This window comes from uncultured Lacinutrix sp., from assembly GCF_947500325.1.
GTDB lineage: Bacteria > Bacteroidota > Bacteroidia > Flavobacteriales > Flavobacteriaceae > Lacinutrix.
In genome coordinates, this window is record NZ_CANMRQ010000001.1 from 527,108 (window position 1) to 545,083 (window position 17,976).

19 protein-coding genes are annotated in these 17,976 nt (G+C 30.9%); 5 read left to right on the top strand and 14 right to left on the bottom strand.

Annotated elements, in window-relative coordinates:
- Positions 1–10: 10 nt before the first annotated feature.
- The 6 genes from Q0997_RS02415 to Q0997_RS02440 form a co-directional block, all read right to left on the bottom strand.
- Positions 11–340 (bottom strand): iron-sulfur cluster assembly accessory protein, encoded by a 330-nt coding sequence (locus Q0997_RS02415; RefSeq protein WP_299884076.1) that lies wholly within the window; start codon positions 338–340, stop codon positions 11–13.
- A gap of 130 nt (positions 341–470) precedes the next feature.
- Positions 471–1,538 (bottom strand): cytochrome c peroxidase, encoded by a 1,068-nt coding sequence (locus Q0997_RS02420; protein WP_299884078.1) that lies wholly within the window; start codon positions 1,536–1,538, stop codon positions 471–473.
- A gap of 3 nt (positions 1,539–1,541) precedes the next feature.
- Positions 1,542–2,324, bottom strand: a complete 783-nt coding sequence (locus Q0997_RS02425) for an MbnP family protein (RefSeq protein ID WP_299884080.1) — start codon at positions 2,322–2,324, stop codon at positions 1,542–1,544.
- Between the two features lie 3 nt (positions 2,325–2,327).
- Positions 2,328–3,671 (bottom strand): hypothetical protein, encoded by a 1,344-nt coding sequence (locus Q0997_RS02430; protein WP_299884082.1) that lies wholly within the window; start codon positions 3,669–3,671, stop codon positions 2,328–2,330.
- 10 nt (positions 3,672–3,681) lie between these two features.
- A complete protein-coding gene (locus Q0997_RS02435; RefSeq protein WP_299884084.1) occupies positions 3,682–5,157 on the bottom strand; it encodes a choice-of-anchor B family protein in 1,476 nt (491 codons plus the stop codon).
- Between the two features lie 66 nt (positions 5,158–5,223).
- The gene (locus Q0997_RS02440; RefSeq protein ID WP_299884085.1) at positions 5,224–6,750 is read right to left on the bottom strand and encodes a choice-of-anchor B family protein; all 1,527 of its coding nucleotides are present in this window, start codon (positions 6,748–6,750) and stop codon (positions 5,224–5,226) included.
- Positions 6,751–6,944: 194 nt separating this feature from the next.
- Between Q0997_RS02440 and thiL the strand changes: the two genes are divergently transcribed.
- Positions 6,945–7,991 carry a thiamine-phosphate kinase gene (thiL, locus tag Q0997_RS02445; protein WP_299884087.1) on the top strand — a complete coding sequence of 349 codons (1,047 nt, stop codon included), beginning with the start codon at positions 6,945–6,947 and terminating at the stop codon, positions 7,989–7,991.
- Here thiL and Q0997_RS02450 read toward each other — a convergent pair.
- A complete protein-coding gene (locus Q0997_RS02450) occupies positions 7,988–8,230 on the bottom strand; it encodes a DUF1660 family phage protein (RefSeq protein WP_299884089.1) in 243 nt (80 codons plus the stop codon). The two genes, thiL and Q0997_RS02450, sit on opposite strands and share 4 nt — an antisense overlap.
- A gap of 97 nt (positions 8,231–8,327) precedes the next feature.
- Positions 8,328–9,101: an alpha/beta hydrolase gene (locus Q0997_RS02455; protein ID WP_299884091.1), complete on the bottom strand. Its 774-nt coding sequence runs from the start codon at positions 9,099–9,101 to the stop codon at positions 8,328–8,330.
- Between the two features lie 113 nt (positions 9,102–9,214).
- On the opposite strand from Q0997_RS02455, the gene brnQ reads away from it, so the two are divergent.
- The gene (gene brnQ / locus Q0997_RS02460) at positions 9,215–10,510 is read left to right on the top strand and encodes a branched-chain amino acid transport system II carrier protein (protein WP_299884093.1); all 1,296 of its coding nucleotides are present in this window, start codon (positions 9,215–9,217) and stop codon (positions 10,508–10,510) included.
- A gap of 55 nt (positions 10,511–10,565) precedes the next feature.
- Here the strand turns inward: brnQ and Q0997_RS02465 are convergent, their stop codons facing one another.
- The 6 genes from Q0997_RS02465 to Q0997_RS02490 all read right to left on the bottom strand — a co-directional run bounded on the left by Q0997_RS02465 (position 10,566) and on the right by Q0997_RS02490 (position 15,511).
- Positions 10,566–11,051, bottom strand: coding sequence for a hypothetical protein (locus tag Q0997_RS02465; RefSeq protein WP_299884095.1), 486 nt, complete (start codon positions 11,049–11,051; stop codon positions 10,566–10,568).
- Positions 11,052–11,062: 11 nt separating this feature from the next.
- Complete coding sequence (locus Q0997_RS02470; protein WP_299884097.1) at positions 11,063–12,028, bottom strand: hypothetical protein; 966 nt, start codon at positions 12,026–12,028, stop codon at positions 11,063–11,065.
- A gap of 40 nt (positions 12,029–12,068) precedes the next feature.
- Positions 12,069–12,590: a DUF3575 domain-containing protein gene (locus Q0997_RS02475; RefSeq protein WP_299884099.1), complete on the bottom strand. Its 522-nt coding sequence runs from the start codon at positions 12,588–12,590 to the stop codon at positions 12,069–12,071.
- A gap of 55 nt (positions 12,591–12,645) precedes the next feature.
- Positions 12,646–14,043, bottom strand: coding sequence for a hypothetical protein (locus tag Q0997_RS02480; RefSeq protein WP_299884101.1), 1,398 nt, complete (start codon positions 14,041–14,043; stop codon positions 12,646–12,648).
- Positions 14,043–14,249 carry a hypothetical protein gene (locus tag Q0997_RS02485; protein WP_299884103.1) on the bottom strand — a complete coding sequence of 69 codons (207 nt, stop codon included), beginning with the start codon at positions 14,247–14,249 and terminating at the stop codon, positions 14,043–14,045. The genes Q0997_RS02480 and Q0997_RS02485 overlap by 1 nt, the downstream gene beginning before the upstream one ends.
- A gap of 179 nt (positions 14,250–14,428) precedes the next feature.
- On the bottom strand, positions 14,429–15,511 hold the full coding sequence (locus Q0997_RS02490; RefSeq protein WP_299884105.1) for an AraC family transcriptional regulator: 1,083 nt from the start codon (positions 15,509–15,511) through the stop codon (positions 14,429–14,431).
- A 277-nt stretch (positions 15,512–15,788) separates the two neighbouring features.
- On the opposite strand from Q0997_RS02490, the gene Q0997_RS02495 reads away from it, so the two are divergent.
- The 3 genes from Q0997_RS02495 (at position 15,789) to Q0997_RS02505 (ending at position 17,968) form a co-directional block, all read left to right on the top strand.
- The gene (locus tag Q0997_RS02495) at positions 15,789–16,628 is read left to right on the top strand and encodes a helix-turn-helix domain-containing protein (protein ID WP_299884107.1); all 840 of its coding nucleotides are present in this window, start codon (positions 15,789–15,791) and stop codon (positions 16,626–16,628) included.
- Between the two features lie 367 nt (positions 16,629–16,995).
- Entirely contained in the window at positions 16,996–17,553 is a 558-nt protein-coding gene (locus Q0997_RS02500) for a carboxymuconolactone decarboxylase family protein (protein WP_299884109.1), read from the top strand.
- Positions 17,554–17,584: 31 nt separating this feature from the next.
- Positions 17,585–17,968 carry a cupredoxin domain-containing protein gene (locus Q0997_RS02505; RefSeq protein ID WP_299884111.1) on the top strand — a complete coding sequence of 128 codons (384 nt, stop codon included), beginning with the start codon at positions 17,585–17,587 and terminating at the stop codon, positions 17,966–17,968.
- Positions 17,969–17,976: the final 8 nt, after the last annotated feature.

The following is a 17,976-nucleotide window of genomic DNA, read 5'->3' on the forward strand; positions in this document are numbered from 1 at the left end:
TGTCTTAAAATTATAAAGAGAAACTTTCTCCACAACCGCAAGTTCGGTTTGCATTAGGGTTATTAAATACGAAGCCAGTTCCGTTTAAACCACCAGAATATTCTAATGTGGTACCAATAAGGTATAAGAAGCTTTTTTTATCAACTATGATTTTTACACCATTGTCTTCAAAAACTTTATCTTCTTCTTCTTGGGTCTTGTCAAATTTCAAATCGTAAGACAAGCCAGAGCAACCACCGCTTTTAACTCCAACACGAACATAGTCTTCGTTAGGATTATAGCCGTCATCTGTCATTAACTCAACGACTTTCTTTTTAGCTGTTTCAGAAACTTTTATCATATTCTTATATAGAATTTATCTAAATAGAGTGCAAAGATACGATATAAGTCTCTTTTTACCATATAACCTAACATTATATTAGTATATGAAGTAATAGTATTTTTTTATGAACAGCTTTCTTTAAAAAGTCTTAATTCTGAAAGTCTGGATTGGTAAGAAAAGATGGGTCAGATAGAGACAGTAAAAAAGCTTTTAAATCTGCTTTATCTTGATCTGAAAGTTGAACGCCGCCTTGATCAACTTTTTTCATTAAAGGGTCTATAGTTGAAGAGTTTTGAAGACCTTCACTATAAAAATCAATAACTTCATCTAATGTGCTAAAACGACCATCATGCATATATGGAGCTGTATATGCTAAATTTCTAAGTGATGGACTTTTAAATTTTCCATTGTCATTTGGATCACCAGTTACAGCTCCCAAACCAAGATCTGAGAATGTTGAATCTAAGCCATTATTATGAAAAATATTATCAGTCCATAAAGGATTATTTGGATTTCCATGACAGTGAAAACAATCTCCTTTTGCCTCGTCTAAAAACACATTAAGACCATTTTGTTCTTGAGGTGTAAGAGTTGCTAATCCTTGATCTGCTCTATCAAATTTTGAGTTAGCAGAAATTAAAGTGCGTTCAAATTGGGCAATAGCTTTTGCTGTAAGTTCTTTTGTAATTGTAGTAGTTTTGAATGCTTTGCGAAATAACTCTGGATATTCAGGGTGTGTTTGTAATTTGTTTACAACATCATCCCAGTTACTATTCATTTCAATAGTGTTTTGCACTGGTTCTAATGCTTGTCTTTCTAAACTTAATTCTTTGCCATCCCAAGCAAAACGCTCACCATAATTCCATGCTAAATTAAATAAAGGCATGGAGTTTCGGTTTCCAAAAACACCGTTTATTCCATCACTAGTTGGGGTATTATCTGTAAATGCATTTTGAGGACTATGGCAATTTGCACATGACATAGTTTCATCTCCAGATAAAATAGGGTCGAAAAACAATTTCTTTCCTAAAGCTACTCCTTCTATAGTTTGAGGGTTATTATTTGGTATAACTGGAGCAATAATATTTTGTTCGAAAATTGCAGGTATTTCTAATGAGTTTGGTGTTGGTTCATATACTTCCGTATCTGGAGTGTCATCTTTTGAACAAGAAGATACAGAGACTATGAGAAGTAAGTATATGAACCAATTTTTCATTAATTATTGTGTTACGGTACCTAAGCCAAATACATTTTGTCCATTTTGATTCATTAACAATTGGGCATTAGCGTTTGGCATTAAAACTTGATTTAAGACATTTAAGTCCCATGTGTTAGGGTTTTTAAACCATTCAGCAACATTCATTTTAACCTCAATAGTTATATCATCGCTTATTGTCATTGCTCCTAAATCGACAGTAATAAATGTAGGCTGATCTGGGAATACAGGAGGCATACCTGCATTAACAGCTCTAATGTGGTGGTAATTGAAAGGAGCGTCTGTGACAGTACTATTAGTATATTTTCCGTCAAATTGCATATAGTGATATCCACCACCTAATGCGGCCATAGGGACATTAAAAGAAGCTGAATTTAAATCTGTATAAGCACCATCAATATTATCTTCATGTTTTAATCCGTAAGTAAATGATACACTTGTGTAAGCTCCGGTTGGAATTTTCATTTCTGGATTATAATTTAAATCATCATTAGTAACGTCTACTAACTTATAACCTTCAATAGTTGTACTTTCTCCATTAGCTTTTGTGAAAGTAACATCAGAAATGATATATCGCAACCTTGTCATTGTAATCATTTCACCATTAGCATTAGTATACTGGGTGTTTTCAAAATCTGAACCAGCTATTGCTGTATCATCCCAGTTATGAGTGAAGTTAAAACTTGTTTTAGCTTCTGTTTTTGTTTTTAAATTGTCATCATTATCATCACTACAAGAGGTAAATGTAATAGCTGAAATTATTAAAAGGGCAAAAATCTTTTTCATTTATTATTTAATTTTTATTATTAGTAAATCACTAAAACCTTTGTTTTCGATTAAATCACCATCATTACTAGTTGCATCACCTACAGCAACTACAGTTTTGTCATTTAGTTCTGTTATACCATATGCAAAATCAATATTAGAACCACCGACAGTTTTTTGCCATTCTAATATTCCATTGCTATCGACTTTTAAAACCCAAGCATCATTTTGCCCTTGGTTAATAGTTAAATCCCCATCTGAGCTTCTAGAGCTTCCAGATAATAGAAAGCCATTGTCTTGTGTTTTAACTATTGCTCTAGCGACATCGAAACTTGAACCACCGATAGTTTTTTCCCAAAGTAATTCTCCTAATGGAGATATTTTAATAAGCCATAAATCGGCCGCTCCATTATTATTTGAAATATCGGTGTCACTACTTCTAGTGTCTCCAGCAATAATGTAATTACCATCTCCAGATTTTACAATGCCTCTAGCTTCGTCTATTTCTGAACCTCCAAAAGATTTTTCCCAAATCAAACTTCCTGTATTAGAAATTTTAATGACCCAAAAATCATAAGAGCCTTTATTGTTGCTAATGTCTGTATCAGCACTGTCCGATCCGCCAGCAATTATAAAGGCATTGTCATCAGTTTCTACTATACCTTCAGGTGTGTCTGTAAATAATCCACCAAAAAATTTACTCCATTCTATATCGCCATCTGTATTCAGTTTTATTATCCAATAATCGCCACCTGCATGTCTACTACTGTTTCTAGAGGTGTTACCTTCTCCTCCAGATGCAGTAACATCTAAAACGCCAGAAATTAAGTAGCCATTATCATTTGTTTGTATTACCGAAATGCCAGAATCTGTACCAGAATAGCCAAAAGATTTTTGCCAAGAAATATTTCCAGAAGCATCTAACTTTGCTAACCAATAATCTTCTTGGCCAGCATTAGTACTTACATCTTCGTTACTACTGTAGCTTGAGCCTAAAATAGCATAACCACCATCTTGTGTTTGTATTATATCTTTGCCACGATCATCTTCACTACCACCATATGTTTTATTCCATTGTAGTTCGCTATCTGTATCAAATTTTAATAACCAATAGTCAAAACTTTCATCAGTTTTATCTGTAATATCTCCATTGGTACTTTGTGTATAACCTAATACGGCATAACCACCATCTAAAGTACTTACAACTGCTTGTGCGCTTTCGTTTTTACTTCCACCATATACTCTAGCAAAATCTAAAATGCCAGTGACAGAATTATTAGTTGGTGTTATGGTATCATCATCACTTTTACAACTATTAAAAACAAATAATATAGATGCAATAAATATTAAGACTCTTTGAAAACGCATTGTTTTTTATTTATGGTTGGCTTTTCTTGATAATAAATAAACCTCTATCAATATCGCTAATAACTATGTTGCCACTAGCGAAATAAGGATATACATTCCATGCGCCATTAAAATTAGCATTATTATCATCTGGGTAAGTATCAAAGAAACCAACTTCTGTCATTGAATTGCTTCCTATGTTCGATATGTCTATCATACGCACACCAGCTCTATAATTGGCTTGAAAATACGTGTTGTTATGTATATAGCCATTATGATCTATTGCAGGAGTATTACCTGTATATTCCATATGAAATGTTGGATTGTCTAAATCTGTAAAATCGAAAATTAATGCTCTAGTATTACCACCAAAATTTTGTTCATCTAATTCATCTCCAAGTATAAAGTATTTCATATCACCAGTAAACCAGCCTTGGTGTGTATATCCAATGTTATTATAACTAATAGTTGAAATTCCTACTGGATTTGCTTTGTCAGTAATATCAACAATCACAACTTCATTTTCATTACTCCCAATTAAAATTTCTTTTCCTGTATAGTCAGAATCTGGACCGTTATATGTTACCACTTGCGCATCATGAGAGTATCCTCCATCTGCATAACCACCTGCAGCAACAGGATTTGTTGGGTTTTGTATATTAACAAAATGTGGTCCACCATTAAAAGTAGGTGTTCCATTTAACCTTGTTCCAACGCCATAGGCATAACCACTGTCTTCATTAATAACAATGTTATGAGCACGACCAAAGCCTGTGTAACGTGCATCAGCAGTAAAAGTTTCAGGTGCATTAGTAACGTTTCTTAATCTAGTTAAATCAAATACTTGCATACCGTGATTAGAAGCTTCACTAACAATAAATGCATGATTATTATATACTTTTATATCTCTCCAACTACTATTTACAGTGGCAGTTGGAAGTATTCCAACAACAACTAATTGTGAGGTGTTTGTTATATCAACAAAAACTGAGGCAGAAGAAGTTCCTACCAAAGCATATTCTCTTCCAGAGACTGGATCTGTCCATCCCCAGGAATCATTACCACTACCTGCAGCTCCCATTTCGGCAACTGAAAGTGTTGCCATTAGATCATAATCGTTGCAAGGAAAATTTCCTGCCATGCCATTTTCACAAGGAAATAATGGTTGTGGATTTCCTTCACAGATATCGCCAATACCATCAGAATTTAAATCTAATTGATCTGGATTGGCCTGATTTGGACAGTTGTCAATATTATCCATAACTCCATCTCCATCACGATCATCACAGACATCACCAATACCATTATCATTAGAATCTAATTGATCAGGGTTACTTGCCTCAGGACAGTTGTCTGAAATGTCTGCAACACCATCATTATCTTGATCTGGAAATGCGGTTAATGTAGAATTATCATCATCGTTAGAGCAGCTAATAGATACTGTTATTAAAAAGAATCCAAGACCAAAAAGGGTAGCAATTTTAAAAATGTTTTTTAATTTTTTCATTGAATTCAATGTTTTAAGTTTTTTTGTCTATGTATAATAGTTAATAGACTAAATTAATAATTCAATTTATTCGATTATTAATTTTTTAGTTACAGCACCATTTATTTTGATTAAATACATGCCAGAACGATAGTTTTTTACAGGTAAAACGTATTCTTGTTTATTAATATTGTTAGCAGTAAATACATTTTGCCCTAAGATATTATAAATTTCAATAGTATTTACTTTAATATTCTCTGAAGCTTTTATAGTTGTATTGGATGTCGTTGGGTTTGGTGACAAAGTGAAGCTATTTGAAAATTCAAATGAAGGCGTATCTAATGTATTACTTTTTCTAACAATAAAAAGTCCTCTTTCAATATCACTTATAATAATATTTCCACTATTGAAATATGGGTATACACTCCAAGCTCCATTAAAACTAGCACTATCACTTGTAGGGAAAGTATCGAAATAACCTATTTCAGATGCAGAATTGTTTGATGAAATAAGTGTAGGCACATCTAATACTCTCATTCCTGCTCTATAATTTGCTAAATAAAACTTATCATCTTTTACATATCCATTGTGATCAATAGCAGCTGTTGGGCCTAAATAAGTAGTTGTTAAAGCTGTATTGGTATTAAAGTCTGCATCAAGGTCTTGGAAATCAAATATTAGTGTTCTTGTGTTATTTCCAAAACTTTGTTCATCTACTTCATCTCCTAAAATAAAATAACGATGATCATCTGTGAACCAGCCTTGGTGAGCATATGCAATTTGTGGATAATCAAATTCATTAATTGCAACAACATTAGACTTATCTGTAACATCTAAAATGACTACTCTATCAGAGTTTCCATTACTACCAATAAAAATTTGTTTTCCTACATGTTCAGTATCTGGACCATTATAAGTTACTACTTGGGCATCATGAGTGTATCCTTTACCAGCATAGCTGCCAACTATTGTTGGAGATAAAGGTGTGCTTATATCTAAAAAAACAGGTCCGCCACTTGCTGCACCTCCACAACCTACTAAATAAGCTATGCCTTCAGATTCATTAATTACTATGTTGTGGCAACTTCCTATTGTTATTCCATTATCTCCTTGAAACCTAAGAACATTACCATCATTAGCTGCACTTGTATACGTTAAATCTGCATTTGGACCGTTTCTTAGAACTGTTAAGTCAAAAATTTGGACTCCATGATCTCCAAGAAGATCTGCTACAATAAAAGCATGATTGTTATAAACTTTTACATCTCTCCAAAATGAAGTGTTTCCATTAGCTGTTTCTATTCTTCCTAAAAAGATTGGATTTATTGGATCTGAGACATCTACAAAGGCAGTGCTATTTGTCATACCTACAATCGCATATTCTTTTCCGTTTAAAGGATCAGTCCAGCCCCATATATCACTACTTTCTTCATTGCCCAAAGTGGTCGCTAAAACCGAAACAGGTATATTAGACATTAAATCGTAATCTTTACAAGGGTATATTCCAGCCATATCCATTCCTGCTCCAGAATTAAATTCACATGGAGTTTGAGCAAACATAGACGTTTGAAATAATAAGCAAATAATAATTGTAAATGTGTAGTTTTTTAACATTGTGGCTAAGTTTTTAATTGAGTTTTGCGAAAATATATAAAAAAACGATAAAAAGTACGTTTTTCATGTTAAAATGCACTGTTTATCAGTTTGATATGGTTTCATTCAATTCGATAAAATAGTAATAATCAATATAAAAACAATTAAAGTATTGGATACCCTACTAATTTAGTATATCTTCTTATTTTTGCATCATGATAGAGGATAAAAACCAACTGCGTACACCATTAAGTGAATTAGGAGAATTTGGCTTAATAGATCATTTAACAAATCAATTTGAAATTAAGCATAAGTCTACAGTAAAAGGGATAGGAGATGATGCGGCAGTTTTAAATATAGAAGAAGATAGAATAGTAGTAACTACAGACATGTTAGTTGAGGGAGTGCATTTTGATTTAAGTTATGTGCCTTTAAAGCATTTAGGTTATAAAGCAGTTGTTGTAAACTTATCTGATGTTTATGCTATGAATGCAGCAGCGACTCAAATAACTGTTTCTATTGCGGTATCTAATAGATTTCCACTTGAAGCTTTAGAAGAATTATACTCAGGGATTGCTTTAGCTTCAAAAATATATAATATAGATGTTATTGGAGGTGATACTACATCTTCAACTTCAGGCCTTTTGATTTCTGTTACGGCTATTGGTCAAGTGAAACCTGATGATGAAGTCTATAGAAGTGGTGCTAAACCTAATGATTTATTAGTAGTGACTGGAGATTTAGGTGGTGCTTATATGGGATTACAGATCTTAGAACGAGAAAAAGAAGTGTTCAAGGTAAACCCTAATAATCAACCAGATTTAGACGCGTATACTTACATAATGGAACGCCAATTAAAACCAGAAGCTCGGAAAGATATTGTTAAATTATTGAAGGATTTGGATGTTAAACCAACTGCTATGATAGATGTTAGTGACGGTTTGTCTTCAGAAATTTTACATATTTGTAAGGCAAGTCATGTAGGATGCGATCTATATGAGGATAAGATTCCTTTAGACCCTCAAGTAATTTCAACTTGCGAAGAGTTTGATATAGACAGTACAACAGTAGCATTAAATGGGGGTGAAGATTATGAGTTATTAATGACAATTTCTCAGGAAGATTTTCCTAAAATAAAAGCTAATCCGAATCTATCTGTTATAGGTTACATTACAGAAGAGAGTAGTGGGGCACATTTAGTAACAAGAGCAGAAACTAAAATTCCGCTTCAAGCACAAGGTTGGAAGAGTTTTAATAACTAAGAAGTCATTTTGTAAGACTCTTGCAATCCTTCACGACGTAATTTATTTTGTCTTTTTTTGTGTACTCTGGATAAGATGAAATTTATCTCTTTAAACTTTGGAGTTAGTTCTACTAAATTACCATTTCCATTGGTAGTTAGTTCTTTGCTACAATTACAGCATTTATATTCTTTAACATGATAAGTTATGGACTTCGATACTTCGTATCTATGTCCAAATAGATTACATAATAGTTGCATGGTTAGGGAGAGTTTTAATTATAATGTTATTCATTTTTTTGATTCTAAGGGAGTTAAACTTAATCAAAAAATAATAATTCCCGACAAAAAGACTTATTTATTCGATGAAATACATGATTTTTTTTAAAAACTCACTTTTATTTTCAATATGACTCATGTGTCCTTGCGTAAAAACATGAATAGGAATATTATTTTTATTAGAAAATTGAAGGATGTTTTTGGTATCTAAAACAGTATCTTTTTCTCCTAATAAAATCATTTTTTTAAAAGGCGCTTCTATAAAAAAAGAAGAAGAATCCTCTCGTAATTTCATGCCTTCTTGAGCTGCCATATAACCTTGAAGAGGTGTTTTAAGAGCTATTAACAATGCTGCTTCGTACTCTTCCTTATATATCGTTTTACTTTCGGCACTAAATAGATTTGCAAAACTCATTCGTACCATGTTTTCAAAATTGTTTTGCACCATTTTATTTGCTCTTGTTCTTAATATTTTTCTTTCACTGCTATCAGCCTTGTAAGTTGAGTTTAATAAACACAAGCCTTTTACATTTTGAGTATATAACTTTGCAAAAGTTAGTGCTACATATCCACCCATAGAATGACCAATAAAAGTATATTTTCTTAATTTTAAATGTTTTAAAACGAAATAGACCATATTGGCCATGTCCTCCATTGTATGTATATAGCCAATACTACCCGTTTTTCCATGACCTAATAAATCTATACAAATGACTCTGTTTTTTTTAGAGATAATGTTTTTTGCATCGTTCCACATAGATGTGTCTTCTAAAAAGCCGTGAAGTAGTATTACAACAGATCCTTTTCCTTCATCTGTATAAAAAATAGTAGTGCCTTTGTATTGTAAAATCATTTTAAAGTATATTTAGACAAAAATAAGCTTTCAATAAGTATCGTTCTTGAAAACTTAATTAATAATTGTCTAACACTCACAGTTTAACTGTGATAATTTAATACTAGATTTTTTTGAATAAAAGTAAAGAAGTATTTGTTATAGGTTTTGCCTTATTCTCAATGTTTTTTGGAGCTGGGAATTTATTATTACCACCACTTTTAGGTTATAACGCTGGAGAAGATTGGTTTTGGGTAACAATAGGATTTATAATTACTGCAGTAGTGATTCCTATTTTTGGAATTTTAGCACATGCTAAGTTGCAAGGAACAATGTTTGATTTTGGTAAAAAAGTGTCACCAACATTTAGCTTAATCTATTGTGTTATTGTATATATAATCTCTATAGCAATACCATCGCCTAGAACTGCATCTGCAACACATGAAATAGCTATTCACCCAGCATTTGGAACAAGTCCATTATTAACAAGTGCAATATATTTTACTTTAGTATTAGTGTTTGTTTTAAATCGATCAAAAATTTTAAATCTTATAGGGAAGTTTTTAACACCATTAATAGTAATAACACTTTTATTAATCATAGGTATAGGTTTGTTTTCTAGTAATATGCAAATGAATGCGTCTGCTTTCGAAATACCAATTGTAAGTGGTATATTAGAAGGCTATCAAACTTTCGATGCAATTGGAGCCGTGGTTGTTGGAGGCGTTATTATTATATCTTTAAATTTTAAAAAAGAAGATTCTTTTGAAGAAAGAAAAGATTTGATTAAAAAATCAGGATTTATTGCAGGATTAGGATTGTTTATTATTTATGCAGGATTAATTTCTGTAGGTGCTTTTTATGGTTCAGAAATAAATGTAGACTCTACTTTAAGTAACGATATGCAAAGAGCAAAACTATTACGAGGTATTAGTTTAGCATCATTAGGTAATTTTGGAAACACTGTACTAAGTATTTTAATTTCTTTAGCATGTTTTACAACAGCAGTAGGTATAATAGCAGGAACAGCAGATTATTTTAAGGGCTTATTAAAGCACTCTAAAAATGCTTATACAGCTACAGCAGTTATTTCTTGTGTAGTAGGAGTTGCTATAGGGCAATTAGATTTTCATTCTATAATAATGATAGCATTGCCAATACTTATGTTTATTTACCCAATAACAATTGTACTAATATTATTAAATGTATTGCCAGAACGGTTTGCTTCTACTATAGTTTTTAGAGGTGTTGTAATTGTAACATTTCTTTTTAGTATTCCAGATTTTTTAAAATTTATTATCCCACCAGAAAATTTAGAAAGCGTTGTTAATCTTGTTCCGTTGGCAAAAGATAGCTTAGGTTGGGTTTTACCTTCTTTAATTACATTTTTATTATTAAATCTAGAAAATCTAAAAAGAAAAGCTTTGTAATTCTATGTCTAATTAAAAAAAGCTTTGTTATAGAGGTAACAAAGCTTTCTTATTGCTATAATTTTCTTTTAAAAATATATCGTGTAATAAAAATACCTTGATCATCACCTTCGCCAGCATCGCTTTCTACTGCGCTTGTTACAAATACTAAATCCCAGCCTTTAGAAATCATAGTTGTTAGTTTGGACGAAATAACTGCATCATTAGCGGCAATATTTTGAAATCGTATGCCTCCAATATTGTAAAAGTTTAATAGTTTGGTTTCTTCAAAATCTTTAACTCTAATATTTTTTCGTTTAGATTTGTTTCTAGTATTATCATCTTCAGTTTGATTAGATGAAAATTCACTATAATCACGTTCTACGTTAGAAGAAATAATTCTAGAGCGACCTAAACCCATTGGTACAATAGATTCAACACTAGTAATAACTTTTATTTCAAATTTTGGGATAGATGTAGTTGTTGTTTCTTTGTTTTGAGCTTGTAGGCTTGTTGTTACAATTAAAGCTAATAAACCTCCTAATAAAATTACTTTTTTCATAGTTCTTTTTTTTAATTTGTTATTAATTGATATTGTTCTAATTCTGTATCAGTCATTAAATGAATTCCATTAAAAGGAGCTGCATTTATTGTGAAAAAATAAAAGTTTGGACCATTTGTAGTTCCTAACATTTCTTTAAAATAAGCTAGCTGACTATTATGCCCAGGTGAGTTTTGTGGTAATTGATCTGCTGTTTGACCTTCATAACAGCACCAAGAATGTACTCCAATTTTAGAGCCTGCTTCTCTTGTTCTAATCTTACCAGAACAAAATAAATCTACACCTCCAGAATATATTTCGCTATTTGCTTTTAAATGTGTTGAGTAACCAGCATTTCTAATTAATCTACCAGTTTCTACATTTACATCATCATTAACAGAACCTTCAATTGTTGTTAAGACAAAAGTATTTACTTCTGGATAATTTGAGTTAATTTCAAGTATTTGGTTAAAGGTGTAAGTTCCTAATGTTCCAGATAGTAATGCTTGATTCTCATTTATGGTATAACTAGAGTTCCCTGCTCCAAAGTGACTTTCTTGTAATGTAATAGAAAGAGATTTGATATCACTAGATGTATTAGTAACTTGACCAGATAAGGTTATAGAGTTATTGTTTTCATTTACTGTAAAGTTAGATCCAGTATATAATTCTGTTGAGTTGACTATAAGTATAATCGTTTCTCCATCAGGCAAATTATCGTCATTAGTAGAGAGAATTATTTGTTCATTAGAATTTAGAATAATAACGTCGTCTCCATCTAAATTTGACATTTCTATAGTGTTAACAGTACGTTCTGGAGTTTCACCAAAAGTATATGTGCTTTCTATAACAGTTATAGGATTGGAATTTAGTTTTTTAATTCCATTAGGGTGAAATAGATCTGTTACGGGATTGTCGTCGTCATTTTTATTGCATCCAATTAACCCTACTAATATAAATATTGCTATTACTGATTTTAAAATTTTTCTATTTTTCATTTTTTTATTATTTAAGATGTGTAAACCCTTTGTTTAGGGGTTAAAACGCATATCCTAATGATATTCCTAAAACAGGAATTATTCCATTATCTTTTCTAGCTAAGTTAACAGCAGATTTATTTTTATAATTAATAGAAATATATTCGGCTCCGGCATTAATGTCTAATGAGAATCCACTTCCCCATATCCATTGATAACCTAATATAGCACCAGCTCCAAACGAATTGAATTTTTCTTTAACACCTACAAAAGCTGTATCTCCAGTAGCATATGTACCAAGTGCACCTCCATAAAACCCTTTTAAACTTTCTTTTAAATAGTATCTAAACTGTAATTCACCTCCAATAGATTTATTTTTATTGTTTCCATCAAACTTATAATTTGAATAGTTGGCACCTATAAGGCCAGATGTTTTTTCTCCAAGAGATAATTCGTATGCAACTAAATTTGAGCCGTATAAAAGCCCAATAGGGTTTACTTTAACAACATTTTCTTGAGCGTTTAAAGCATTCATCCCTAAAGCTGAAAATAACATTATTACTATTGCTTTCTTTAAATTCATAATTTTCATTTTAATTATTAGACAATTAAGAGTGTACTACTCTATATTTAATTATTTATTTTTTTGATTTTACAACCACTAATACTTTATAGTTACCTTGCTTATCAACAAACATTTGCGGGTCTAACTCATAATTCATAATTTTTGGCATTACGTCTTTAAGTGTTGTTTTTTTGCCATTAGCGTAGTATACTTCAGTCATGTCTTTTGGAGGAGGATTTCCCATTAATTTTTCTATTGGAAGCAGTTTCAAATGCGATGGAACAAAATCATATAGTGTTTGGTTCACTAAACCTTCTTTTTTTGTCTCTTTAAGAAATGATGTGGCTAATTTCCAATCTTTAATCTCTTTATCACTCATCCAATGCATTTTTCCTGCAGGAGCAGCTGTAAGAGTTCTAAAATAAAATGCAGGGCCTATTTCTTTACCCAAACACATTGTGAAATATGCTAATTGGTATTGATGTGCTGGATGATCTTTAGCAATATCGTCTGCAGATATACCGTCGCCTCCCCAAGAATGAATCCCTAAACGAGCCCCTTTTGTAACAATACGTTCTTTTCCTGCACAAAATAAATCTACACCTCCAGAAGAAATATTACTATTGGCAAGTACTTTAGTATTTAAACCGGCCTCTCTAATAATGCGTCCAGTATGCATATTTACTGCATCGTTTATAGAACCTGGTACATTTTGTAATACTATAGTGGTTATTTCTGGATGGTTTTTAATAAGGTCTTTAAATTGTGCATATCCTTTTGTGCCTAAGGTGCCATTTAAATACACATCTGTTCCTTTTATTTCTAGTCTTGTATCACCTAATCCTGCTAATGCTTCTCCTACTTTCATTTTGAAAGAGGATTCTTCACCTCCAGCTACAGGCGTTAAGGTTCCTGTTACATCGAATATTTTCATATCTTCTTTTTCTGCAGATATGATATTGGCAGTACCTTGCGAAACGATATATGACGGAACTTTTGCTTGATCTTCTTCTGAAAGTTCCATTAGATTCACATTAAATAAAAGGGTTTGAGCAGTAAAGGATCTTTTTTCTGAATCTTTAATGGATGTGATTAGTATTAAAGTATTTGTTTTTTTCTCTATAGTAAAGGTTGAAATCATCATGAATTCATTGTCTTCATAATTTATCTCTGGGAAAAAGAAATCGAGATTAAAAGGCTTTCCATTTAGTTGTAAGCCAAAATCCTTAGCAGCGTTTAATTGTTTCTCAACTTCTGCATCTATATTTTCTATAGAAATACCTTCATCAAATTCTTTAAAATTTGCCCAACATTTGTCATTATACCAATAACCTCCCTTTTTCTCACATTTACTTTTAGAAGATGCTTTAACTGTTTTATTGATTTTTTTAGCCATTTTACTTTGCCCATAACTATTAGACAGAGCAAATGTGATTAACGTAAAAAAAAGAATTTGCTTTATTGTTTTCATTATATTTTATTGTTTTGCTTTTTAATTATTTGATATATACCGTATAGTGTTGTTAAAATGAGTATAGGTAATATGATTATTAAGTCTATTCTTAATATGTATTGATTTAATGTTTGTATCCAATTGTTAACAAGAATTTCCCAAACTATAAAGCTTGTCCATAATAGGATTAAAAAAGCTAAAAGTAGTAGTGTTGTTCTTTTCATTTCTATAGTTTATATAAGCATGTGCATTGTTGCCTCAGCAAATATTTCTGAAATAAAAAAGAACGAACAAAAAAAGAGATAGTATTGTAGTTCGGAATTCTGAAATCCGAACTATTTACTGTTTTTATTGCGTGTTTTTTGTCTGAAATCCGGAATCCGAACTTTTAAAAGAACCGATATTATTGGCTTTTATAGCGAGAAGGAGTTGTGCCTGTAACTTTTTTAAAAGCATCGTAAAATGTACTTTTACTTTGAAAGCCTACTTCTTTACCAATACCTTCTATACTTAAATTATTGACTGTTTCACTATTGAGAAGTCTTTTAGCTTTTTCAATTCTAAAGCTATTAATATAAGTATTGAAGTTTTGATTAAGGTTCGCGTTTATAACTCTAGAGATACGTTTTGGATGGACATTAATGCCTTCGGAGATATCTAAAATAGTTAAATCTGGTTTTATAAAAATGGAATTATTAACAATAAAATCGTTTATTTTTTCTAGGAGTTTTTGTGAGTTTTCAGAAGAAGAAATTTGCTTTTCTGTAGCAGTATTGTTTTCTGGTGAAGAAAATAATAAAGCAATATTTTGTTGTAAAATACCTCGCATAGATACCCAATACAATAAAACAACATTGATTATAGATATTATTAATTCGAAATAATAATTGTCATCGAAAAATGCAGAGATAATAAAGGTTGTGGTAAATATTAAACCAATAAAAACAAAAACTCTTGCCCATTGTAAAACTTTATATTCAACTGATGCATATTGGTTTTTAAGTTCTGCGATATGTTTTTTAATCCATTTTATAGTTAAAATTCCTATTCCTATAGAATAAAATATTCCTAACACGTCTAATAACTCATACCAAAGAGAATCTTCAATTTCTTTTTTTACTTCTAAGGGTTGAAAAAATATAATAATTCCAGTAATAAGTATTAAAATTCCAGGAATTAAGGTTTTATAACTTTTTTTGTGATTAGAAAAAATGGAAACTTGTTGTACATAAATATAGAACAATGGATAAAGCAACCATGTAAATTTAAAAGGTAATAAAATATACTCCGGATAATGATCTAGAACCCCTAGATCATCTAATATTACAGGTAATAAATCAAGTGCGTAGGCTATAATGAAAAAGCCTAAAAATAAAGTGGATTTATTTTTTTTTCTATTTATTACTATAAGAAGAATTCCTAAAATAAGACCTTGAAGTAATCCTAGAGTATCTATTAAAGATATAATATTGTAATTAATTTCCATAAGTGGTTAAAGTTACATTTAAAATAAAAAATGCACATACCTCTTTTTTTCTTAAAAAGAGGTATGTGCATTTTTTAGTGTACACAAAATTTAAAAAGTCATTTTTCCTATTTCTTCCTCAATGATAAAAAATGACTGTTATGGTGTTTGATAAATAGACGATTAAGATTTAAATTTGTTACAAAGAAGAATTATTTTTTAATTTTAAAACTAAAGATGTTGTTCTGTTAAATTTTAAGATTTTTTACGACTAAACTTATAACTATTTATTTTATTAATGGCAGTACAAGATATTTCAAATTATACCTATAAAGATATTTTTTCATTAAGTGTTGTAGAGTTTGAAAAAGCTTGTGTGGTAAATAGACCAGAGCAAGTAGATGCTTATAGTATTTATTGGATAAAAGATGGTAAAGGTACTTATAACATAGATTTTAAAAGTTATAATTTTGATGAAAATGTATTGTTTTTTCTTTCACCAGGGCAAGTATTTTCTGTAGATTCTGAAAAAATAAAGGAGGCCTATAAATTAACTTTTATCCGTGATTTTTACTGTATACAAACACATGATAAGGAAGTAGCATGTAATGGTGTATTATTTAATAATGTATATGAAACTCCTTTTGTTAAACCTTGCAAAAACGACACTAAAAAACTTAGTTTTATAATAGAAAGTCTAGTAGAAGAATTTAAAAGCTCTGAGACGGCGCAATATGATATGTTGCAAAGTTATTTAAGACAATTTATAATACATTGTGTCCGTATACAAAAAGAACACTATCCTATAAAGACGGATATTGAAAGTAAGCTTTTTAAAGACTTTAGCATATTGGTTGAGCAAAATTATAAGACAGAGCATTCTGTTACGGATTATGCTAAAAGATTAGGTGTCTCTCCAAAATCGTTGACAAAAAATTTCCAGAAGGCAAATGCAGAAACACCAAGTAACTTTATTAAAAACCGAATTATTTTAGAAGCTAAAAGACAACTAATTTATTCTAACGATTCTGTAAAACAAATAGCCTATTCATTAGGTTTCAATGATTCTGCATATTTTACACGTTTTTTTACAAAAGCCACTACGAAATCTCCTCTTCAGTTTAAAAAGAACTATTAATACAAACCAGTTTTTAGTGTTTCTAGATTAGGTATAAAGGTCTATTTTCTTTTGCTATTATATGTCTATAAAAAAGGATGTTACTCGCATTTTCAAAGTCAAAACCACTACTAGTAAGCTTAACAAAACCCAATAAAACAGACTAGTCCAAGCATAAGGAACTTTTGTCCATTTTTTAAGGAGTCTTCTCGTCGCATCTTTGCAGTGTAACAAATAAACAACTAAGATTTATGAAAACAATAGAAACAAACCAATGTCCAAATTGTTGGGGTTATCAAGTTTATGATGAGAATGAACCAGAGCGACAATTATGTGAATGCAAGCAATAAAATAATTAATAAAACAATAACAATTAAAAAATAAAATTATGAGTACAAGAATAGAAACATTAAACCCGGAAACAACGACAGGAAAATCTAAAGAATTATTTAATGCCGTACAAAACAAATTAGGGTTTATACCAAACTTAATTAAAGTATTTGGTAACTCTCCAGCAACATTACAAACGTATTTAAGCTTAGGTGAATTAACGGCAAGTGGAGAATTTACAAATAAATATAGAGAGCAATTAGCTCTAGCAATTGCAGAATCTAATGCTTGTAATTACTGTTTATCTGCACATACTGCTATTGGTAAAATGAATGGTTTAACAGATGAGCAAACACAACAAAGCCGTCAAGGTTTTGCAAACGAGGAAAAAGCACAAGCAGGATTACAATTTGCAAAGTTGGTTACAGAAAATAGAGGACAAGTATCTACAGAAGCAATTAATGATGTTAAAACTGCTGGTTTTAACGATGGTGAAATTTTAGAAATCGTATTAAACGTAGTGTCTAATACTTTAACAAACTATGTAAATCATATAGCAGAAACAGAAGTAGATTTTCCATCTGTAGAAGCTGGAAAATTTGCAATAACACAATAATTAACAAATAATAATTTTAAAAACAGAAACAATGAAAAATTTAGTATTAGGAATCTTTTTAGTAGCCTTTACATTTGTAGCACAGGCACAAGATAAAATGAAAACATCTACAGTAAAAACTGTAGCATTAGAACAAACAAAAGGGGAGTTTACACAAAAAGCATTGACTTTAAGCGAAGGTACTTATGTGTTTAATGTAACAAATACTAATGCAGCACCGGAAGTAGGATTGGTTTTAATACAAGATGGAAAAGATGGAGCTAACCCTAAAAACCACATTGCAGATGCGTATGTGTCTCAAATGGTAAAGCATGGTAAAACTGAATCTTCTAAAGCGGTAACACTTACAAAAGGGACATACAAATATTTCTGCCCTTTTAATAAAACGCCTCAATATACTTTAGTTGTTGAGTAGTTAATTAA